Annotated in this window: 19 protein-coding genes; all 19 read left to right on the top strand. The window is 43.9% G+C overall.

Going from position 1 to position 16,118, the window contains the following annotated elements; all coding sequences use genetic code 11:
- Positions 1–25: 25 nt before the first annotated feature.
- The 19 genes from cheB (at position 26) to MH215_RS07795 (ending at position 16,079) form a co-directional block, all read left to right on the top strand.
- A complete protein-coding gene (cheB, locus tag MH215_RS07885; RefSeq protein ID WP_239289517.1) occupies positions 26–1,468 on the top strand; it encodes a chemotaxis-specific protein-glutamate methyltransferase CheB in 1,443 nt (480 codons plus the stop codon).
- Between the two features lie 33 nt (positions 1,469–1,501).
- A complete protein-coding gene (locus MH215_RS07880; RefSeq protein ID WP_239289516.1) occupies positions 1,502–3,574 on the top strand; it encodes a chemotaxis protein CheA in 2,073 nt (690 codons plus the stop codon).
- 44 nt (positions 3,575–3,618) lie between these two features.
- Entirely contained in the window at positions 3,619–4,080 is a 462-nt protein-coding gene (locus MH215_RS07875; protein WP_056700626.1) for a chemotaxis protein CheW, read from the top strand.
- Positions 4,081–4,117: 37 nt separating this feature from the next.
- Positions 4,118–4,711 (top strand): chemotaxis protein CheC, encoded by a 594-nt coding sequence (locus MH215_RS07870; RefSeq protein WP_239289884.1) that lies wholly within the window; start codon positions 4,118–4,120, stop codon positions 4,709–4,711.
- Complete coding sequence (locus MH215_RS07865; protein WP_128101415.1) at positions 4,704–5,201, top strand: chemotaxis protein CheD; 498 nt, start codon at positions 4,704–4,706, stop codon at positions 5,199–5,201. The genes MH215_RS07870 and MH215_RS07865 overlap by 8 nt, the downstream gene beginning before the upstream one ends.
- A gap of 5 nt (positions 5,202–5,206) precedes the next feature.
- On the top strand, positions 5,207–5,650 hold the full coding sequence (locus MH215_RS07860) for a hypothetical protein (protein ID WP_056700631.1): 444 nt from the start codon (positions 5,207–5,209) through the stop codon (positions 5,648–5,650).
- 15 nt (positions 5,651–5,665) lie between these two features.
- The gene (locus tag MH215_RS07855) at positions 5,666–6,454 is read left to right on the top strand and encodes a FliA/WhiG family RNA polymerase sigma factor (protein ID WP_056700634.1); all 789 of its coding nucleotides are present in this window, start codon (positions 5,666–5,668) and stop codon (positions 6,452–6,454) included.
- 58 nt (positions 6,455–6,512) lie between these two features.
- Positions 6,513–7,922: a DUF342 domain-containing protein gene (locus MH215_RS07850; RefSeq protein WP_239289515.1), complete on the top strand. Its 1,410-nt coding sequence runs from the start codon at positions 6,513–6,515 to the stop codon at positions 7,920–7,922.
- Between the two features lie 51 nt (positions 7,923–7,973).
- Entirely contained in the window at positions 7,974–8,288 is a 315-nt protein-coding gene (locus MH215_RS07845; RefSeq protein ID WP_239289514.1) for a hypothetical protein, read from the top strand.
- A gap of 122 nt (positions 8,289–8,410) precedes the next feature.
- The gene (locus MH215_RS07840; protein ID WP_239289512.1) at positions 8,411–8,983 is read left to right on the top strand and encodes a hypothetical protein; all 573 of its coding nucleotides are present in this window, start codon (positions 8,411–8,413) and stop codon (positions 8,981–8,983) included.
- Positions 8,984–8,986: 3 nt separating this feature from the next.
- Positions 8,987–9,610 (top strand): endolytic transglycosylase MltG, encoded by a 624-nt coding sequence (locus MH215_RS07835; protein WP_239289510.1) that lies wholly within the window; start codon positions 8,987–8,989, stop codon positions 9,608–9,610.
- Between the two features lie 286 nt (positions 9,611–9,896).
- Positions 9,897–10,595, top strand: a complete 699-nt coding sequence (gene rpsB / locus MH215_RS07830; RefSeq protein ID WP_024630243.1) for a 30S ribosomal protein S2 — start codon at positions 9,897–9,899, stop codon at positions 10,593–10,595.
- Positions 10,596–10,709: 114 nt separating this feature from the next.
- Positions 10,710–11,360: a translation elongation factor Ts gene (gene tsf / locus MH215_RS07825; RefSeq protein WP_056700641.1), complete on the top strand. Its 651-nt coding sequence runs from the start codon at positions 10,710–10,712 to the stop codon at positions 11,358–11,360.
- 232 nt (positions 11,361–11,592) lie between these two features.
- Positions 11,593–12,321, top strand: a complete 729-nt coding sequence (gene pyrH / locus MH215_RS07820) for a UMP kinase (RefSeq protein WP_056701161.1) — start codon at positions 11,593–11,595, stop codon at positions 12,319–12,321.
- Complete coding sequence (gene frr / locus MH215_RS07815; RefSeq protein ID WP_056700643.1) at positions 12,321–12,875, top strand: ribosome recycling factor; 555 nt, start codon at positions 12,321–12,323, stop codon at positions 12,873–12,875. The genes pyrH and frr overlap by 1 nt, the downstream gene beginning before the upstream one ends.
- Positions 12,876–12,963: 88 nt before the next feature.
- Positions 12,964–13,731: an isoprenyl transferase gene (locus tag MH215_RS07810; protein ID WP_056700645.1), complete on the top strand. Its 768-nt coding sequence runs from the start codon at positions 12,964–12,966 to the stop codon at positions 13,729–13,731.
- A gap of 16 nt (positions 13,732–13,747) precedes the next feature.
- Positions 13,748–14,542: a phosphatidate cytidylyltransferase gene (locus MH215_RS07805; protein WP_239289508.1), complete on the top strand. Its 795-nt coding sequence runs from the start codon at positions 13,748–13,750 to the stop codon at positions 14,540–14,542.
- Positions 14,543–14,617: 75 nt separating this feature from the next.
- Positions 14,618–15,763 (top strand): 1-deoxy-D-xylulose-5-phosphate reductoisomerase, encoded by a 1,146-nt coding sequence (locus tag MH215_RS07800; protein WP_056700648.1) that lies wholly within the window; start codon positions 14,618–14,620, stop codon positions 15,761–15,763.
- A 94-nt stretch (positions 15,764–15,857) separates the two neighbouring features.
- Positions 15,858–16,079 (top strand): hypothetical protein, encoded by a 222-nt coding sequence (locus MH215_RS07795; RefSeq protein ID WP_239289506.1) that lies wholly within the window; start codon positions 15,858–15,860, stop codon positions 16,077–16,079.
- Positions 16,080–16,118: the final 39 nt, after the last annotated feature.

Genomic DNA, 16,118 nt, shown 5'->3' with positions numbered 1-16,118 from the left:
AAAAAAGGAAACAGGGGTGAACAACATGGCGGTGTATCAAGTATTGGTTGTCGATGATTCCGCTTTTATGCGTAAGATTGTTTCAGATTTAATTGAAGCGGATTCGGAATTCAAGGTGGCAGCAACAGCAGCAAACGGGAAAGAAGCTATTCAAAAAGTATTGGATGTAAAGCCCGATATTATAACTATGGATGTTGAGATGCCTGAGATGAACGGTCTTGATGCATTGCAGGGTATCATGAAGCTGTCGTATGTTCCAGTTATTATGTTATCGGGTATTAATGAACAAGGCATGAAAGAGACCATTATGGCTCTGGAGGCTGGGGCATTTGACTTTATTCGTAAGCCATCTATATCGCATGATCAAGATATTGCCCAGGTAGGGAAAGCATTGGTTGAGCGTATGAGAGCAGCAATGAATGAGGTTGCACGAAAAGCGAACCGTGAGGCGTCCCTGCAGAAACGAGAGGAGGCTCAGGGTAACCTGATGAATCAATCTCAGCGAATACAGCGGGATGTAGCCGCTGTACCGTCGCGTAGGGAACTTGACCAGAAAAAAATAGAACCTGCAAAACTTGAAAAACGAGCGAGCAGTGAACAAACTCCCTCTGTTCAGTCCAAAGTTATACCGAAGAACACACCGCTACTGAGTCAAAAGCCAGCACGTGTGGAACAAAAGACAGAGGTTTCTAAGAGTTCAGATCGCAAGCTTGAACCTAAAGAAATTAAAGAGTTGAGACCGAACAAGCCTGCTGCACCGACCAAGGAAATCCGATCTGCACGTATCCAACGTGTGGCGGCCGACCAAGTGGCTGCTACGTCTATCTCGGGGAATACACCTGAAAGTCGAGTAGCTCCTATGCAACGAGGTGTACCGTCCTTGGAGGTTGGATTTAACAAGCTTGTAGCGATTGGGTGCTCAACAGGTGGGCCAAGGGCTCTCAAAACGTTGCTAGAGCAGTTGCCTGCTGATCTTCCGGCTCCTGTGATTATTGTGCAGCACATGCCACCCAATTTCACCAGATCACTTGCCCAGCGATTAAATACGTTCAGTCCACTTCATGTGGTTGAAGCCGAAGAAGGAATGATTCTGAAAAAAGGAACAGCATATATTGCTCCTGGCGGATATCACATCAAAGTAAACAGAACGTCGGATGGCAAATTCATTCTGAAGCTTTCAGAGGAACATCCGGTTAATGGCCATAGACCATCAGTCGATACGATGTTTGAATCTCTTTTGCCGCACACATCGCTGCAGCGTCATTTGGTCTTACTGACTGGGATGGGAAGTGACGGGGCTCGTATGATGAAGAAATTATACGAATCAGGTGTCACTTCAACGTTTGCCGAGAATGAAGAAACATGTGTTGTATATGGAATGCCGCGTTCTGCTGTAGAGCTGCAATGCGTACGGCATCTCCTGCCTTTGCAGGAGATTGCGCCAAAACTTGTTCAAGCTGTGAAATAAATGGAGTGAAACTCATGGAGGAGGTGCCTCACAATGGACATGAACCAATATTTATCCATGTTTATTGATGAGTCTAATGATCATCTGCAGTCGCTTAATGAAAACATGCTACAACTCGAAGGTAACCCGGAGGATTTAGGAATCGTTCAGGTTATATTCCGTTCAGCTCATACCCTGAAGGGTATGGCTGCAACAATGGGCTTTGAAGATTTGGCATCACTGACACACAAGATGGAGAATGTGTTAGATATGGTGCGTAATGAGAAGTTGAAAATGCAAGATTTTATCTTTGACACGCTATTTAAAAGTTTAGATGCGCTCGAAACAATGGTTCAGGATATTACAAATGGTGGAGAAGGTAAAGCGGATGTCTCCGCAATCGTTACTTCACTTCAGGCGATTGAAAGTGGCGAATGGACTGGAGGCGATGCGTCAGCAGCAGCCGTAGTTCAAACGACGGTTCCTGAAACCTTAGCTGCAGTGCAACTGGATGAGTTCCAATATTCAGTACTGGATCAATCCATTGCTGAAGGACATCGTGTATTCTACATTGAGGTGCTAGTAAGTGAACATAGCCAATTAAAAGGCGTACGTGCTTACATGGTGTTTGACCTGTTAGAACGCTCCGGTGAGGTTGTAAAAGCATTCCCATCCGTTCAGGATATCGAACAAGAGAAGTTTGAGCGCAATTTCTCGTTATATTACATAACAACCAAAGAAGCGCAGGAACTTGAACAAGGAATTTTAAGTATATCTGAAATTGAAAGTGCAAAAGTGATTCAGTTGGATCAAGAAACACTGGAGCAGATGACGAACCAGGCAGCCGTTGCAGCCGAAGCTGAAGTCGTTGCTGTAAACGATGCAATTGCGGCATCCCAGGTGAAAGAAGCTCCACCTAAAGCAGAAGCGAAGCCTGCCGAAACTAAAGCAGCGGCACCGAAGCAAGCGGCAGCTCCTTCACGCACAATTCGTGTAGATATTGAACGACTGGATGTACTTATGAATCTGTTCAGTGAGTTGTTGATCGACCGTTCACGACTAGAACAGTTGGCTAGTGAGACCGGAAACAATGACCTGTCGGATACGGTCGCTCACCTGAGCAGAGTCAGCACAGACTTGCAAAATATTGTACTGAAGCTGCGGATGGTTCCTGTGGATACGGTATTTAACCGGTTCCCTCGTATGATTCGTGACCTAGCAAAAACACTAGATAAAAAAATCGATTTAGTGATTACTGGTGCCGAAACAGAATTGGATCGTACTGTTATTGATGAGATTGGCGACCCGTTGGTGCACTTGTTGCGTAACGCAGTTGACCATGGTGTTGAGTCGATTGCAGAACGTGTAGCGGCAGGTAAACCAGAGATGGGAACCGTAAACCTGCGTGCATTCCATAGCGGTAACCATGTATTCATTGAGATTGAAGATGATGGTAAAGGGATCTATCGTGAGAAACTGTTGAAAACAGCCATTTCCAGAGGTGTTGTTACAGAAGAACAAGGTGCCAAAATGAGTGACGATGAAGTCAATCAACTGTTGTTCGCACCTGGTTTCAGTACGGCTGATGTGATCTCCGATATTTCTGGACGTGGAGTTGGATTGGACGTTGTTAAATCAAAAATCACTTCCCTTGGCGGAAATGTAACCATTCACTCCACACCTGGAAAAGGAACGAACTTCTCTGTTCAACTTCCATTGACCTTATCCATTATTGCAGCAATGCTTGTACGAGTGGGTTCAGAGAAATATGCTATTCCATTGTCCTCCATTGTAGAGACAGCCATTGTGCAACGTGAACAAGTTCGCAATATTCATGGCAACAAAATGATTACGTTCCGTGAGTCATTGATTCCATATCTCTCATTAAATGAAGTGTTCTCTGTACCAGACTTCAATGATGCAGAAGAGAAAGAAACGGAAATTGTTGTTATCCGCAAAGGAGATCGACTTGCAGCCGTTTCTGTTGAGGAATTCATTGGACAAAGCGAGATTGTCCTCAAATCGATGGGAACTTATCTTCCTGCGATTGAAGGCATTTCAGGAGCAACGATCCTTGGAGATGGACAAGTCGCTCTGATTGTTGATCCTAACGCATTCATCAAATAAACCAATTATGTTTAAGCTCTACATCTAATAGGGAGGTTTTTTACATGGAAGAAGAGTTGAAAGTTATCGTCTTTAAGTTAGGATCAGAAGAATACGGCATTGAAGTTGAGAGAGTTCAGACGATTGAGCGCATGATGCCAATTACACGTGTCCCAAAAACATTCTCTTTTGTTAAAGGGGTTATCAATCTACGCGGGGTTGTTATCCCAGTTATTGATTTGCGTGGTCGCTTCTCATTGCCAGAAACGGAATATACCGATCAAACACGTATTGTCATTGTAGGTGTAGGCGATATGCAAGTAGGCTTTATCGTTGACGCTGCTAATGATGTTATTGATATTAAGAGCAGTTCTATCGATAGCCCGCCTGAAGTGGTTGGTGGGGTTAAGGCTAGATATCTCCGTGGTGTAGCGAAGCTTGAAAATGAACGTTTGCTAATCATGTTGAACCTGCATGAAGTCTTAAATAAAAGCGAAGTCGTTCAGCTGGAAAGTGTCGAGGGATAACTCCGTGGAACTATTCAACCGATTTGAGGGATTCCAGATGGATGTGCTCAAAGAGGTCGGTAACATAGGAGCAGGCAACGCCGCAACGGCGTTGTCCCAGCTCCTTAATAGACCGATTGACATGGGCGTTCCAACGGTACAAATGCTTCCTTTTGAAGAAGTTTCTGAGAAAGTGGGCGGAGATGAACGAATCGTCGTTACTGTTTTCTTACGTGTAGAAGGCGAAGCACCAGGTAATCTGTTTTTCATGATGACACCTGAAGCAGCTAAGATGTTGCTTAATCGTCTTGCTGGTTTTGACTTCAGGGAAGGGTTTGACTTCACAGATATGGAACAATCTGCTCTGTCCGAGATTGGAAACATATTGGCTGGGTCATATTTATCTTCACTTGCAGATTTCACGAAACTGTCCATGTATCCAACGGTTCCAGGACTTGCCATTGATATGGCAGGTGCCATTCTCAGTTATGGTCTATTGCAATTTGGTGAAATGGGCGATGCTGCATTGCTGATTGACACATCGTTCTTTGAAGGACAAGATGAAGTAGAAGGTCAGTTCTTCCTCATTCCCGATCCGACATCATTTGCAAAGATATTCGAATCATTAGGAGTGCCGCTAGATCATGATTGAAGATAAAAGCGTCGTTAAAGTCGGTATGGCGGATTTGAATATTGCTCATCTTCCTGGCATAATCCGTACGACTGGCCTTGGTTCATGCGTGGGCTTAACAATGTATGACCCACAATTGAAGCTGGCCGGAATGGCGCATGTCATGCTCCCTACTTCAGATATTGCCCGTGAGGGGAATTTGAATAGAGCCAAATATGCGGATACGGCATTGCCTGAGTTATTGGAGAAGATGGTTAAGCTCGGCGCTTCTCAATCACGTATCGTGTCCAAAATGGCGGGAGGGTCACAGATGTTTGCTTTTTCGGGAGCTGGTGACACGATGCGCATTGGACCGCGAAATGCTGATTCTTGTCGGGAATGGTTACAAAAGCTCGGTATTCCTCTTCTGGCTGAAGATACGGGCGGCAACTATGGACGAACTATTGAAATGGACTGTGAGACTGGACTTTTAACTATTAGAAGTGTACAAATGGGTGTAAAGGAACTATAACCAATATGATAGGAAACTACCGCATTAATCTTGGAGCAGGCATAGTCGGATTTATTCTGACTTTTTTTGTAGCTTACAGCAGCAATGTGTTGATGACCAGTTTAATTCGCGGGTTAATCGGATTTGTAGCCTGGTTTGCCCTTGCTTATGCACTACGCTGGGGATTGGGATTGCTGCTGACTCCATCCTTAGATAGCAAGGGATTCGATTATGATCCCCTAAACGGTCAAGAATTAAGAGGTTCACAGGTGGACATTAAACTCGAAGACGATGGTCAAGAGCTAAACGATTTGCTCAAAAACGGACAGAACGCCTCCTCCGGGGAAGATCTTCCGCCATCTGAGACGAAAGCTCCAACGGGTTTTGCCCCATTGGATCCGCCTAAACTCGTTCGGACCAAAGAGCCGGAAGAATTGGCGCAGGCCGTTCGTCACCTGACAGACAAATAAGGAGGGTGAAATCAATTGAACGAGCGTAAAGCTTCACATTTGAACCATGCAGATCTGTGGGAAAAGTGGAAGGAACATGGAGATCTTGAAGCCAAGAAAAACTTAATCGAGAAGTATCTTCATATTGTCAATTATGTATCTGGACGACTAGCAGTCGGATTGCCCAAAAACGTTCCCAAAGATGATTTGGAAAGCAATGGTGTTATGGGATTAATAGATGCGTTGGAAAAGTTCGATTATGAACGAGGGCTCCAGTTTGAAACCTACGCTTCTTGGCGTGTTCGGGGTGCGATACTTGATGGACTAAGACAAGGGGACTGGGTCCCACGTTCCGTGAGGGAGAAAGCAAAACGTATCGAAGACGCTTATCAGCAACTGGAACAATCGTATCTAAGATCCGTAAGTGATGAAGAGATGAGTGCGTATCTGGATGTGTCTACAAAGGATTTCCAACACATGCTTCAGGAGGTTGCGGTGATGTCACTTTGCTCACTTGAAGACCCTATTCGAGAAGAAGAATCCGAGACACGTCTATCTTTAATGGTTGACGAAAAGGCGAAAAATCCTGATTATAAGGTCAATGAGTTTTATTTAAAAGAAGCCTTGGTACAGGGTCTTGAGAAGCTGACTGTTAAAGAGCGCACCGTGGTTTCCCTTTTGTATTATGAAGATCTGTCTCTTAGCGAGATTGCCGAGGTTATGTCCTTGTCTCCATCACGGATTTCCCAGCTTCACTCTAAGGCAATCTTAAGACTTAGAGGAACGTTAGATAAACAGAAGGATCTATTACTACGTAAAGATTAATAGAGAGAGTTATGCTGGATTATAGGGAGTGGAAAGTCTAAAAGGAGGAAGAACTGCATTGACACAGCGAATTGCTTTGGAACAATGCTTGAGCATTATTTTATCGGAAGATAAAAGCACGGCCTACCTTGAAGTTTCCAAATTGGAAGAGGGCTTTACCTTCACTTTAGATGAACTCGAGCAATATATTGATAGTAAAGGGATCAAGTATGGTATTTTACGAGAGGCATTGCTTTCATTCGCAAGTCATCCGGAAACCTATCTCAATAATCAGTGTAAAATTGCCGAGGGCATTGCTGCTGTAGCGGGCGAAGATGGATACATCAAGGTATTCGTAGGCATGGACGATTCCAATGAGCGTCGACCACAGGAATCGGAAGATGGTACGGTGGATTACAAAGAAGTGACACGCCTTAATAATGTTCGAGCAGGTCAGATTATTGCAGAACGAATTCCTCCTATGGATGGCATAGTAGGTAGGGCAGTAACGGATGTTGAAATCCCTTTTCGCCCTGGTAAGGAAGCGCGTTTTAAAGTTGGGAAAAATGTAGTTGTTAATCCAGATGGAACCGCAATGTATGCTGCACTGGATGGGTTGGTTACCAAAACAGAAGGCAATAAACTAAATGTATTCCCCGTATATGAAATTAATGGTGATGTGGACTATAACATCGGAAACATTGATTTTGTCGGTACAGTGGTTATACGCGGTAATGTCCTAACCGGCTTTAAGGTGAAAGCTGCTGGTGATATCCGGGTTGTTGGTGGTGTCGAAGGTGCCGAGTTAGAAGCAGGTGGCTCGGTCGAAATCACGGGTGGGATAATCGGATATAACAAAGGGCTTGTACATGCTGGGCATAACGTTAAGTGTAGTTTTATTCAAGAAGGCAACGTGGATGCCGGTGAAGATGTCCTCGTTTCACAAAGTATTATGCATTCTAATATTCGTGCAGGCAGAGAAGTAATCTGTGCTGGGACAAAAGGGCTTATTGTTGGTGGCTCTATTCAAGCTGGTGAAAAGGTATCAGCACGTATTGTGGGTAATAGCATGTCTACCGTTACTTCCATTGAAGTTGGTGTTCTGCCTAGACTACGTAATGAATTGAACGATCTCCGCAAAGTCATACGAGAACAGATGGATTCGTTGGATAAAACGAAGAAAGCTCTGACTCTATTGGACCAACTGGCAGCAGCAGGACAACTAAGTCCTGATAAAATGTCCATGCGAATTAAACTGACAGCCACACAGAAATCATCCATGCGTCTTAATGAAGAAACAAAGACACGAATCTTTGAAATCGAAAAGGCACTTGAGGATACGAGTAGGGCTCGTGTAGACATTCTCAAGATGATTTATGGTGGCTCTAAAATAGTTATCGGCAGATACACCAAATTTATTAAAGATCCAGTGAGTAGAATTTCATTTTATTATCATGATGGTGATATTTCGATGGTTCCTTACGTGTAAGTACAGCATTCAAGCAGATCAAGAATCCATTCGAAACCGTGAGGTGAGCGTATGAGTTTCAAAGCGGTTGAGTTGCAGATTGCCGTACCAAGGACGAGTGAGGCCGGTCGTTATCAAAATGAATATCAACAGCGGCCGGTCATCGACCAGAGTTTGCTCGCAGAACAAACAGCCAAGGAAGCTGAGGCGGCCAGGCATCGAAGTGAAGCGATGGATGAAACATCTAACGCTGCATTGCGTGATAATCATAGTCATGATTCAGAGCAGAAAAATGGTTCACAGACACCAGAATCTTCTGAGAATCAAGAGAATGTTAAACCGGCTGAACACCCGTACAAAGGAAAACATATTGATTTTTCCTTATAACGTATCTCAGGAGAAGAAGCACCATAGTTTTGCTTTGGATAACGAAGTAAAACATGAGTGGAAACTTGCATAGAGAAGAAGTCTTGCGCATCAACTGCTGCATCAAAAGGAGAGAACCGAATTTGTCACCATGGATTATTATTGTCATATTAGGTGCCTGTGCAATTGCATATGCCTTGATTATGCCTAAGAAAGACAAGTCACAGGAGCACGGGAATCAACTGGTGCAGGAGATGGAATCCACGCTTGAACACTATATGACTGAGATGGAAAACGATAATGATGCCCTCATTCAGCGTGTTGCTGAAATGAAGGGGGAGGCTACAGCTGCGGATCAGCGTATGCAGTTGCAACTGGAAGAGATGCAACAACGTCTTGAGCAATTAGAACAGAGCAAAGCGGTTGAGCCGAACTCAGTTTCCCATCTGTCTACGGTAAACAGTACGAACGGACTTCAGGCTCAAGGGCTGGTAGAGAGCGTAAGAGTGGAGGCAGCTGAGTCAATTGCTGAACTGAAAAATCAGCCACACGATCAAGCAACGCCAACCGTTGGAGAGTCGATCAAAGTTCGGTACGCAGAACTCTTTAATTTGTATGCAGAGGGTAAGTCAATCGACGCAATTACGAAGCAAACAGGTATACAGCGTGGGGAAGTTCAATTAATACTTCAACTCGCAGAACGGGAGGAGAGCTAGAGGATGGATAAGCGCTCCTTATGGATCGGACTTGGAAGTGGCATGATTATTGGAGCTGTTTTGCTACAGCTTGCTACAGTAGGGCAAAATGCATTATCTGATAACGCTTTGGATACCGATCAAGTCGTTGCAGATCTAACGAAAGAACAATTGGAAGTGGCTGCGAAAAACTTGGATATGAGACTCGTAGACTCGGATGAAGAGTTGTTCACGGAAACAGAATGGGTACAGAAGAAAACACAGGAGAGCAGTGAACTACAAGGTACTACAGCAGAGCCTCCCAAGGACACGGAGACAGTAGAGACGCCAAGCACACCTGCGAATCCTGAAAAGCCTACATCTACTGACAAACAGACTCAGGTTAATCAGCCCAAATCAACAGAGCCCTCAACTCCAGTAACGCCAAAAGGCGCTACGGTATCGTTTAAAGTCCGTTCAGGTAACAGCTTGGCAATGGTAGCAGAGAATCTGGAGAAATCGGGCATCGTTGAAGATGCAGAAGCATTCATTCAAGCAGGCCGTGCGGAACGAATTAACACTAAAATACAAGTTGGCACATATGCGCTAGAAAAGGGCGAAAGCTTTAAGTCCATTATCGCCAAAATTACCAAAGAACCGTCACGCTGAGACCTTCAGGCAGGACGGTTCTTTATATTTTTAATTTGACTGCGATTCGTTGTTCCTATCTCTGCTTGTATCAAGGCTTGGGATAGTTCAGAATAATATGCTAAAAATATCGTATTTTGTTTGAAAGATAGTTGCAACGGTTAGGCGATTGTGCTATATTAAATAACGGTGTTAAAACACACGCATGTGCTAATTTCGTTAAGGGTGCTTTCCTTATTGGAGAGTCTTGGCGAAAAATGATGCCGGCGGAGGACACAATAAAAACCATACTAGGAGGTGTGTGAAGATGGCAGTAATCTCCATGAAGCAGCTTCTCGAAGCTGGGGTACACTTCGGTCACCAAACACGTCGTTGGAACCCAAAAATGGATCGTTATATCTTCACTGAAAGAAACGGAATTTATATCATTGACTTGCAAAAGACAGTGAAAAAAGTCGAAGAGGCTTACAACTTTGTTAAAGGAATCGCAGGCGAGAATGGTACTATTCTTTTCGTTGGTACTAAAAAACAAGCTCAAGATTCTGTTAAAGAAGAAGCTGAACGCGCTGGTCAGTTCTACATTAACCAACGTTGGTTGGGTGGTACCCTGACTAACTTCTCAACTATTCAAAAACGTATTGATCGTTTGAAACAGTTGGAAGCTTGGGAAGAAGACGGTACTTTCGCTGTATTGCCTAAAAAAGAAGTTATCTTGCTTCGCAAAGAAAAAGATCGTCTTGAGAAATTCTTGGGCGGTATTAAAAATATGAAAGGCCTGCCAAGCGCCCTGTTCATCATCGATCCACGCAAAGAGCGTATCGCTGTTGCTGAAGCTCGCAAATTGGGTATCCCAATCGTTGGTATCGTTGATACTAACTGCGATCCAGACGAGATCGATTATGTTATCCCAGGTAATGACGACGCGATTCGCGCTGTTAAATTGCTGACAGGTAAAATGGCTGACGCTGTTATCGAAGCTAACCAAGGCGAAGAAACTTCCGCTTAATAGTTTCGAACATAATTCATGAATTAAATGAAAAGGGTGGTTGGTAGGTGGATAACCTCTCACTGCCCTTTTTTTAGAGTGTACGTACAATACTTAATCTGGAGGGAATTTATAATGGCAGTTAATGCGAGTGCAGTAAAAGAACTTCGCGAAAGAACGGGCGCTGGTATGCTCGATTGTAAAAAAGCACTGGAAGAAGCAAACGGTGATGTAACGAAAGCGGCTGAATTGTTGCGTGAAAAAGGTCTTTCTGCAGCAGCAAGCAAAGCAGGTCGTGCAGCTACTGAAGGCGCTGTAGAATCTTACATCCACGCTGGCGGACGTATCGGTGTCTTGGTTGAAGTTAACTGCGAAACTGACTTCGTTGGTAAAACAGATCAATTTAAGGATTTCGTTAGAGACGTAGCTATGCAAATCGCTGCAGCTAATCCTAAATATGTTACACGCGAAGAAGTTCCTACAGATGAGCTGGAAAAAGAAAAAGAAATCTTGAAAGCTCAAGCTCTTAACGAAGGTAAACCAGAAAAAATCATTGAAAAAATGGTTGAAGGCCGTATCGGTAAATACTACGAAGAATATTGCCTGATGGAACAAACTTTTGTTAAAGATCCAGACAAAACAATTTCCCAATTGTTGAATGAAAAAATCAGCCAAATTGGTGAAAACATCTCCATCCGTCGTTTCGTTCGTTACGAACTGGGTGAAGGTCTTGAGAAAAAAGTTGATAACTTCGTAGAAGAAGTTATGTCCCAAGTAAACAAATAAGACGGTTATTTAAACCGGCAAGCAGGATTGATTTTCGAAGATATAAGAATGATGAAACTTCGAAGCGCAAACTCCCTTATATCTCAGGAAAACAGTGCCTTACCGGTCGATCGTTTTTCCTAAAAGAGCGGAACACTACTGTGTTCCTTTCTTTTTAAGCAGGAGGCCGTGCGCGAGAAGTTTTGTTGGTTGAATGCCGCAGGGTGTTCAATTTAAAGTGGAGGGTGAACAATTGGAACAGCCAGTATTTAAACGTGTTGTCTTAAAAGTCAGTGGAGAGTCTCTCTCCGGTCAAAATGGCTATGGTATTGATGCAGAGACGATTTCGTCCATTGCGCAACAAGTAAAAGAAGTCGTTGAACTAGGTGTGCAGGTTGCTATTGTATGTGGCGGCGGAAACATCTGGCGCGGTATTGCTGGTAGTGAAAATGGCATCGATCGAGCAACTGCAGATTACATGGGTATGCTGGCGACAGTAATGAACTCGCTGGCACTGCAAGATGCATTGGAACAGATTGAAGTCCCAACACGGGTTCAAACATCTATTGCTATGCAACAAATTGCAGAGCCTTACATTCGTCGTAGAGCTATTCGTCATCTTGAGAAAGGCCGGGTCGTTATTTTTGCATCAGGTACAGGTAACCCGTTCTTCTCCACAGATACAACAGCAGCACTGCGCGCAGCGGAGATCGAAGCAGAAGTCATCTTGATGGCTAAGAATAAAGTGGATGGTGTTTATTCAGCCGATCCGTTTAAGGACAGCACAGCTGTGAAATTTGATCAGTTGACTTATATGGATATTCTCAACAAAGACCTTGGTGTAATGGATTCGACGGCATCCTCACTGTGTAAGGATAACAACATTCCGTTGATCGTCTTTGCTATTACAGAACAAGGTAACATCAAGCGTGTTGTTCTAGGTGAACGCATCGGAACAATCGTTAAAGGGAGTGTAGATTAATGCCACAAGCGGTTAAAAAACATGCCGAAGAACGTATGGAAAAAGCAATTCAAGCGTTACGACGTGATCTTGCCACTTTGCGTGCAGGGCGTGCTACTCCAGCTCTTCTGGATCGGGTTCAGGTAGAGTATTATGGTGCAATGACACCACTTAATCAGCTTGCTAATATCAGTACACCGGATACACGTACACTGATGATCCAACCATGGGATAAGTCATCCATGAGTGATATCGAGCGTGCGATCATGAAGTCCGATCTTGGACTTACACCAGCAAACGACGGCAACATGATTCGTCTGTCTATTCCGCCACTTACGGAAGAGCGCAGAGCGGAGCTTGTGAAGCTGACTAAAAAGTTTGGTGAAGAGGGCAAAGTGGCGATTCGTAACATCCGCCGTGATGCTAACGATGATATCAAAAAAATGGAGAAGTCAGATATTTCTGAGGACGAGTCCCGGAGACATCAAGACGATATCCAAAAATCGACAGATAAATTTATTGCTGAAGTCGATAAGGTACTCGCTGCCAAAGAAAAAGAAATCATGGAAGTGTAAGACAAGCGCAGCCCCTCCGATCCGGTGGGGTTTTGTCTCTTTTTTAAGCTTCAGGTGAAGAAACTTCAGGGATTTTGGAGGAACAGGAATGATCAAACGGGTTCGGTCGTGGTGGAATGGGGCTGAAAAGCAGGAAACGCTGACTATATCCGAGGATAATATCCCACAGCATGTAGCTATTATTATGGACGGAAATGGACGATGGGCCAAACGTCTCGGCCTTCCGCGCATAGCTGGGCATCAGAATGGGATGAAGGCAGTCAAACGTGCGACCATCGCGGCGGATGAACTGGGCATCAAATATCTGACGATGTATGCTTTTTCGACAGAAAACTGGACGCGTCCAAAAGAAGAAGTGGATTTTCTGATGCGACTTCCGCAAGAGTTTTTGGCGATTGAGCTAGATGAGCTTATCGAAAAGAACGTGCAGATTCGGATGATGGGTCAGGAGGAACATTTACCTTCTCATACCATTAATGCTTTACGTGAAGCTATACGTCTTACAGAACATAACACGGGTCTTGTGCTAAACTTTGCAATGAATTATGGAAGCCGCAGGGAAATGACAGACTGTGTTAAAAAAATAGCTCTACAGGTTCAGTCGGGGGAACTGTCTGCAGAGGAGATTACACCGGAGCTCATCGACAGACATATGTTAACGAGTGATATGCCTGACCCGGATCTGTTGATTCGGACAAGCGGAGAGCTCAGACTCAGCAATTTCATGCTCTGGCAACTTGCTTATAGCGAACTATGGTTTACGGATATATACTGGCCCGAATTTGGCAAGCAGCATTTGATTGAAGCAGTAGCCGAATATCAGCGCAGAACAAGGCGTTACGGCGGTTTGAAATAGATGGAGGATGAAGCCGTTGAAACAGCGATTAACGACAGGAATAATAGCAGGTGTTTTGTTTTTGGGTTTTTGCTTGCTAGGCGGACCCTGGTATCATGGCTTGGTATTAGTGATGGCTCTCATCGGTTACTATGAATTTGTGAAAATGACGGGAGTACAGCCTTTTTCAGGTGTAGCTCTAATTGGATACGTAGGCGTTTTTTCGCTTGTATTTCCTTGGGAAATGGTATGGGAAGCCAGACCGCTGACTCTATTTCAGATCGGCTGGCTCGTGATGTTGGTATTAATGGCGGCATCGGTCATTACTAAAAATAAGATTCCGGTTAATACCGTTGCGATGCTCTTTCTTGGTGTGTTGTACATTGGAATTGGCTTTTATTACATTGCCGAGTCAAGACATCTTCAACATGGGTTGTTTTGGACTTTTCTACTGCTGGGCTCTATTTGGGCAAGCGACGCAGGAGCCTATTTTGTCGGGAAGCTGATCGGCAAAAACAAATTGTGGCCTTCAATTAGTCCTAACAAAACGGTGGAGGGTGCACTAGGTGGTATCATCATTGCCATTATAACCTCGCTCGTTTTTGCAGGAGTATCGGACGGTATGCTTACATGGCCAAGAGCGATATTAATTGGAGTCGCTTGTGCTGTAGTAGGTCAGATGGGAGATCTCATTCAATCTGCGTACAAACGGGTTTATAATATTAAGGATTCCGGTACGTTGCTACCGGGGCATGGTGGCATTTTGGATCGGTGCGACAGTTGGATCGTCGTTTTTCCGTTCATACATATACTGATGCTACTGCCCTATTAATTTTGCAAACAAGACAGGTGTAATGAGTCGTCATTTCACTACACATGCATTGGATAAATGAAGATGAGGTGCAGCATGAAAAAAATTGCGATTCTTGGGTCAACGGGCTCAATTGGAACTCAGACACTTGATGTAGTAGATATGCATCCTGAGTTATTTCAAGTGGAAGGGCTTGCTGCAGGTGGGAATGCGGAGCTGCTCATTGAGCAAACGAAGCGTTACAAACCGAAGAAAGTTTCTGTTGGCTCCAAAGAACTAGCAGACTATATTGCACCCCTAATTCCTGCAGGAACGCAGGTTTTTCACGGTAAAGAAGGATTAGTCGAAATTGCAGCAGCTACAGAAGCGGACACAGTTGTAACAGCAGTAGTGGGAAGTCTGGGACTGGAGTCTACTCTAGCTGCCATTGAAGCTGGAAAACAGATTGGTTTAGCGAACAAAGAGACCCTAGTTACAGCAGGCCATATCGTTACGTCAAAAGCAGCGGCAAAGGGAGTTTCGCTCTTGCCCGTGGATAGTGAACACTCTGCTATCTTCCAATGTTTGAATGGAGAGAAACGGGAGCAATTGCTGGGGATTACACTTACCGCTTCCGGAGGGTCTTTCCGCGATTTAACGCGTGAACAACTTAAAGAGGTTACTGTAGAGGATGCCCTGAAACACCCGAATTGGTCGATGGGTTCCAAAATTACGATTGATTCCGCAACAATGGTGAATAAAGGACTGGAAGTTATTGAAGCACATTGGTTATTTGGACTTCCATACGATCAGATTAATGTAGTGCTCCACCCTGAGAGCATTATCCACTCATTTGTTGAGTTTGAGGATACGAGCATAATTGCTCAGTTAGGTAATCCAGATATGCGTGTGCCAATCCAGTATGCGTTAACTTATCCTGATCGCCTACCATCGCAGGCGACACGTTTATCCTTAGCTCAAGTGGGTAAGTTGAATTTTCGTGAGATGGATATGGAGCGCTTCCCTTGTTTAAGAATGGCATATGAATCTGGTAAACTTGGAGGAACTGCACCAACTGCTTTCAATGCGGCCAATGAAATTGCTGTAGCGAGATTTCTAAAAGGCGAGATCTCCTTTTTACAAATAGAGTATACGATTGAGAAGATCCTGGAAAAGCATAGTAACATTCAAAATCCAAGTTTGGAAGAAATTCTGGATGCTGATGAAACTTCTCGTAAGCTAGCCAATGAGTTGCGTTTCTAAACGTTTGTTTGGATGAATTTCCTAAGTTTGTTTATTATCACATTTATGTGGTATAATATGGTGGTAATTTATCTTTTTTAGGAGGTTATTTATTATGAGCGTACAAGAACAGATTATGGCTATGCGTAATCCTGATTTTAGAGCTAATCTTGATAATTTTGAACATCCTTCTGGATCAGTTGACGAAGCAAATCTCGTAAATATGATGTCAGACCAAGAGAATGATCCTGAATTCATTTCTATTACAATTTATAGATGTCCAACTCTATTTTGTGAGTCTGTTCTTTCATGCAAAACGATAGGATGTATTGTATAACAGACTGCGAGAATATAGTTAACGGGAAATAGTAAGCGA

This window comes from Paenibacillus sp. ACRSA, from assembly GCF_022346845.1.
Classification (GTDB): Bacteria; Bacillota; Bacilli; order Paenibacillales; family Paenibacillaceae; genus Paenibacillus.
This window is presented reverse-complemented; position numbering and strand designations above follow the sequence as displayed.

Coding starts and splice junctions, on each gene's coding strand:
- cheB (WP_239289517.1), top strand. CDS start 26: ATGGCGGTGTATCAAGTATTGGTTGTCGATGATTCCGCTTTTATGCGT.
- MH215_RS07880 (WP_239289516.1), top strand. CDS start 1,502: ATGGACATGAACCAATATTTATCCATGTTTATTGATGAGTCTAATGAT.
- MH215_RS07875 (WP_056700626.1), top strand. CDS start 3,619: ATGGAAGAAGAGTTGAAAGTTATCGTCTTTAAGTTAGGATCAGAAGAA.
- MH215_RS07870 (WP_239289884.1), top strand. CDS start 4,118: ATGGATGTGCTCAAAGAGGTCGGTAACATAGGAGCAGGCAACGCCGCA.
- MH215_RS07865 (WP_128101415.1), top strand. CDS start 4,704: ATGATTGAAGATAAAAGCGTCGTTAAAGTCGGTATGGCGGATTTGAAT.
- MH215_RS07860 (WP_056700631.1), top strand. CDS start 5,207: ATGATAGGAAACTACCGCATTAATCTTGGAGCAGGCATAGTCGGATTT.
- MH215_RS07845 (WP_239289514.1), top strand. CDS start 7,974: ATGAGTTTCAAAGCGGTTGAGTTGCAGATTGCCGTACCAAGGACGAGT.
- MH215_RS07835 (WP_239289510.1), top strand. CDS start 8,987: ATGGATAAGCGCTCCTTATGGATCGGACTTGGAAGTGGCATGATTATT.
- rpsB (WP_024630243.1), top strand. CDS start 9,897: ATGGCAGTAATCTCCATGAAGCAGCTTCTCGAAGCTGGGGTACACTTC.
- tsf (WP_056700641.1), top strand. CDS start 10,710: ATGGCAGTTAATGCGAGTGCAGTAAAAGAACTTCGCGAAAGAACGGGC.
- frr (WP_056700643.1), top strand. CDS start 12,321: ATGCCACAAGCGGTTAAAAAACATGCCGAAGAACGTATGGAAAAAGCA.
- MH215_RS07810 (WP_056700645.1), top strand. CDS start 12,964: ATGATCAAACGGGTTCGGTCGTGGTGGAATGGGGCTGAAAAGCAGGAA.
- MH215_RS07800 (WP_056700648.1), top strand. CDS start 14,618: ATGAAAAAAATTGCGATTCTTGGGTCAACGGGCTCAATTGGAACTCAG.
- MH215_RS07795 (WP_239289506.1), top strand. CDS start 15,858: ATGAGCGTACAAGAACAGATTATGGCTATGCGTAATCCTGATTTTAGA.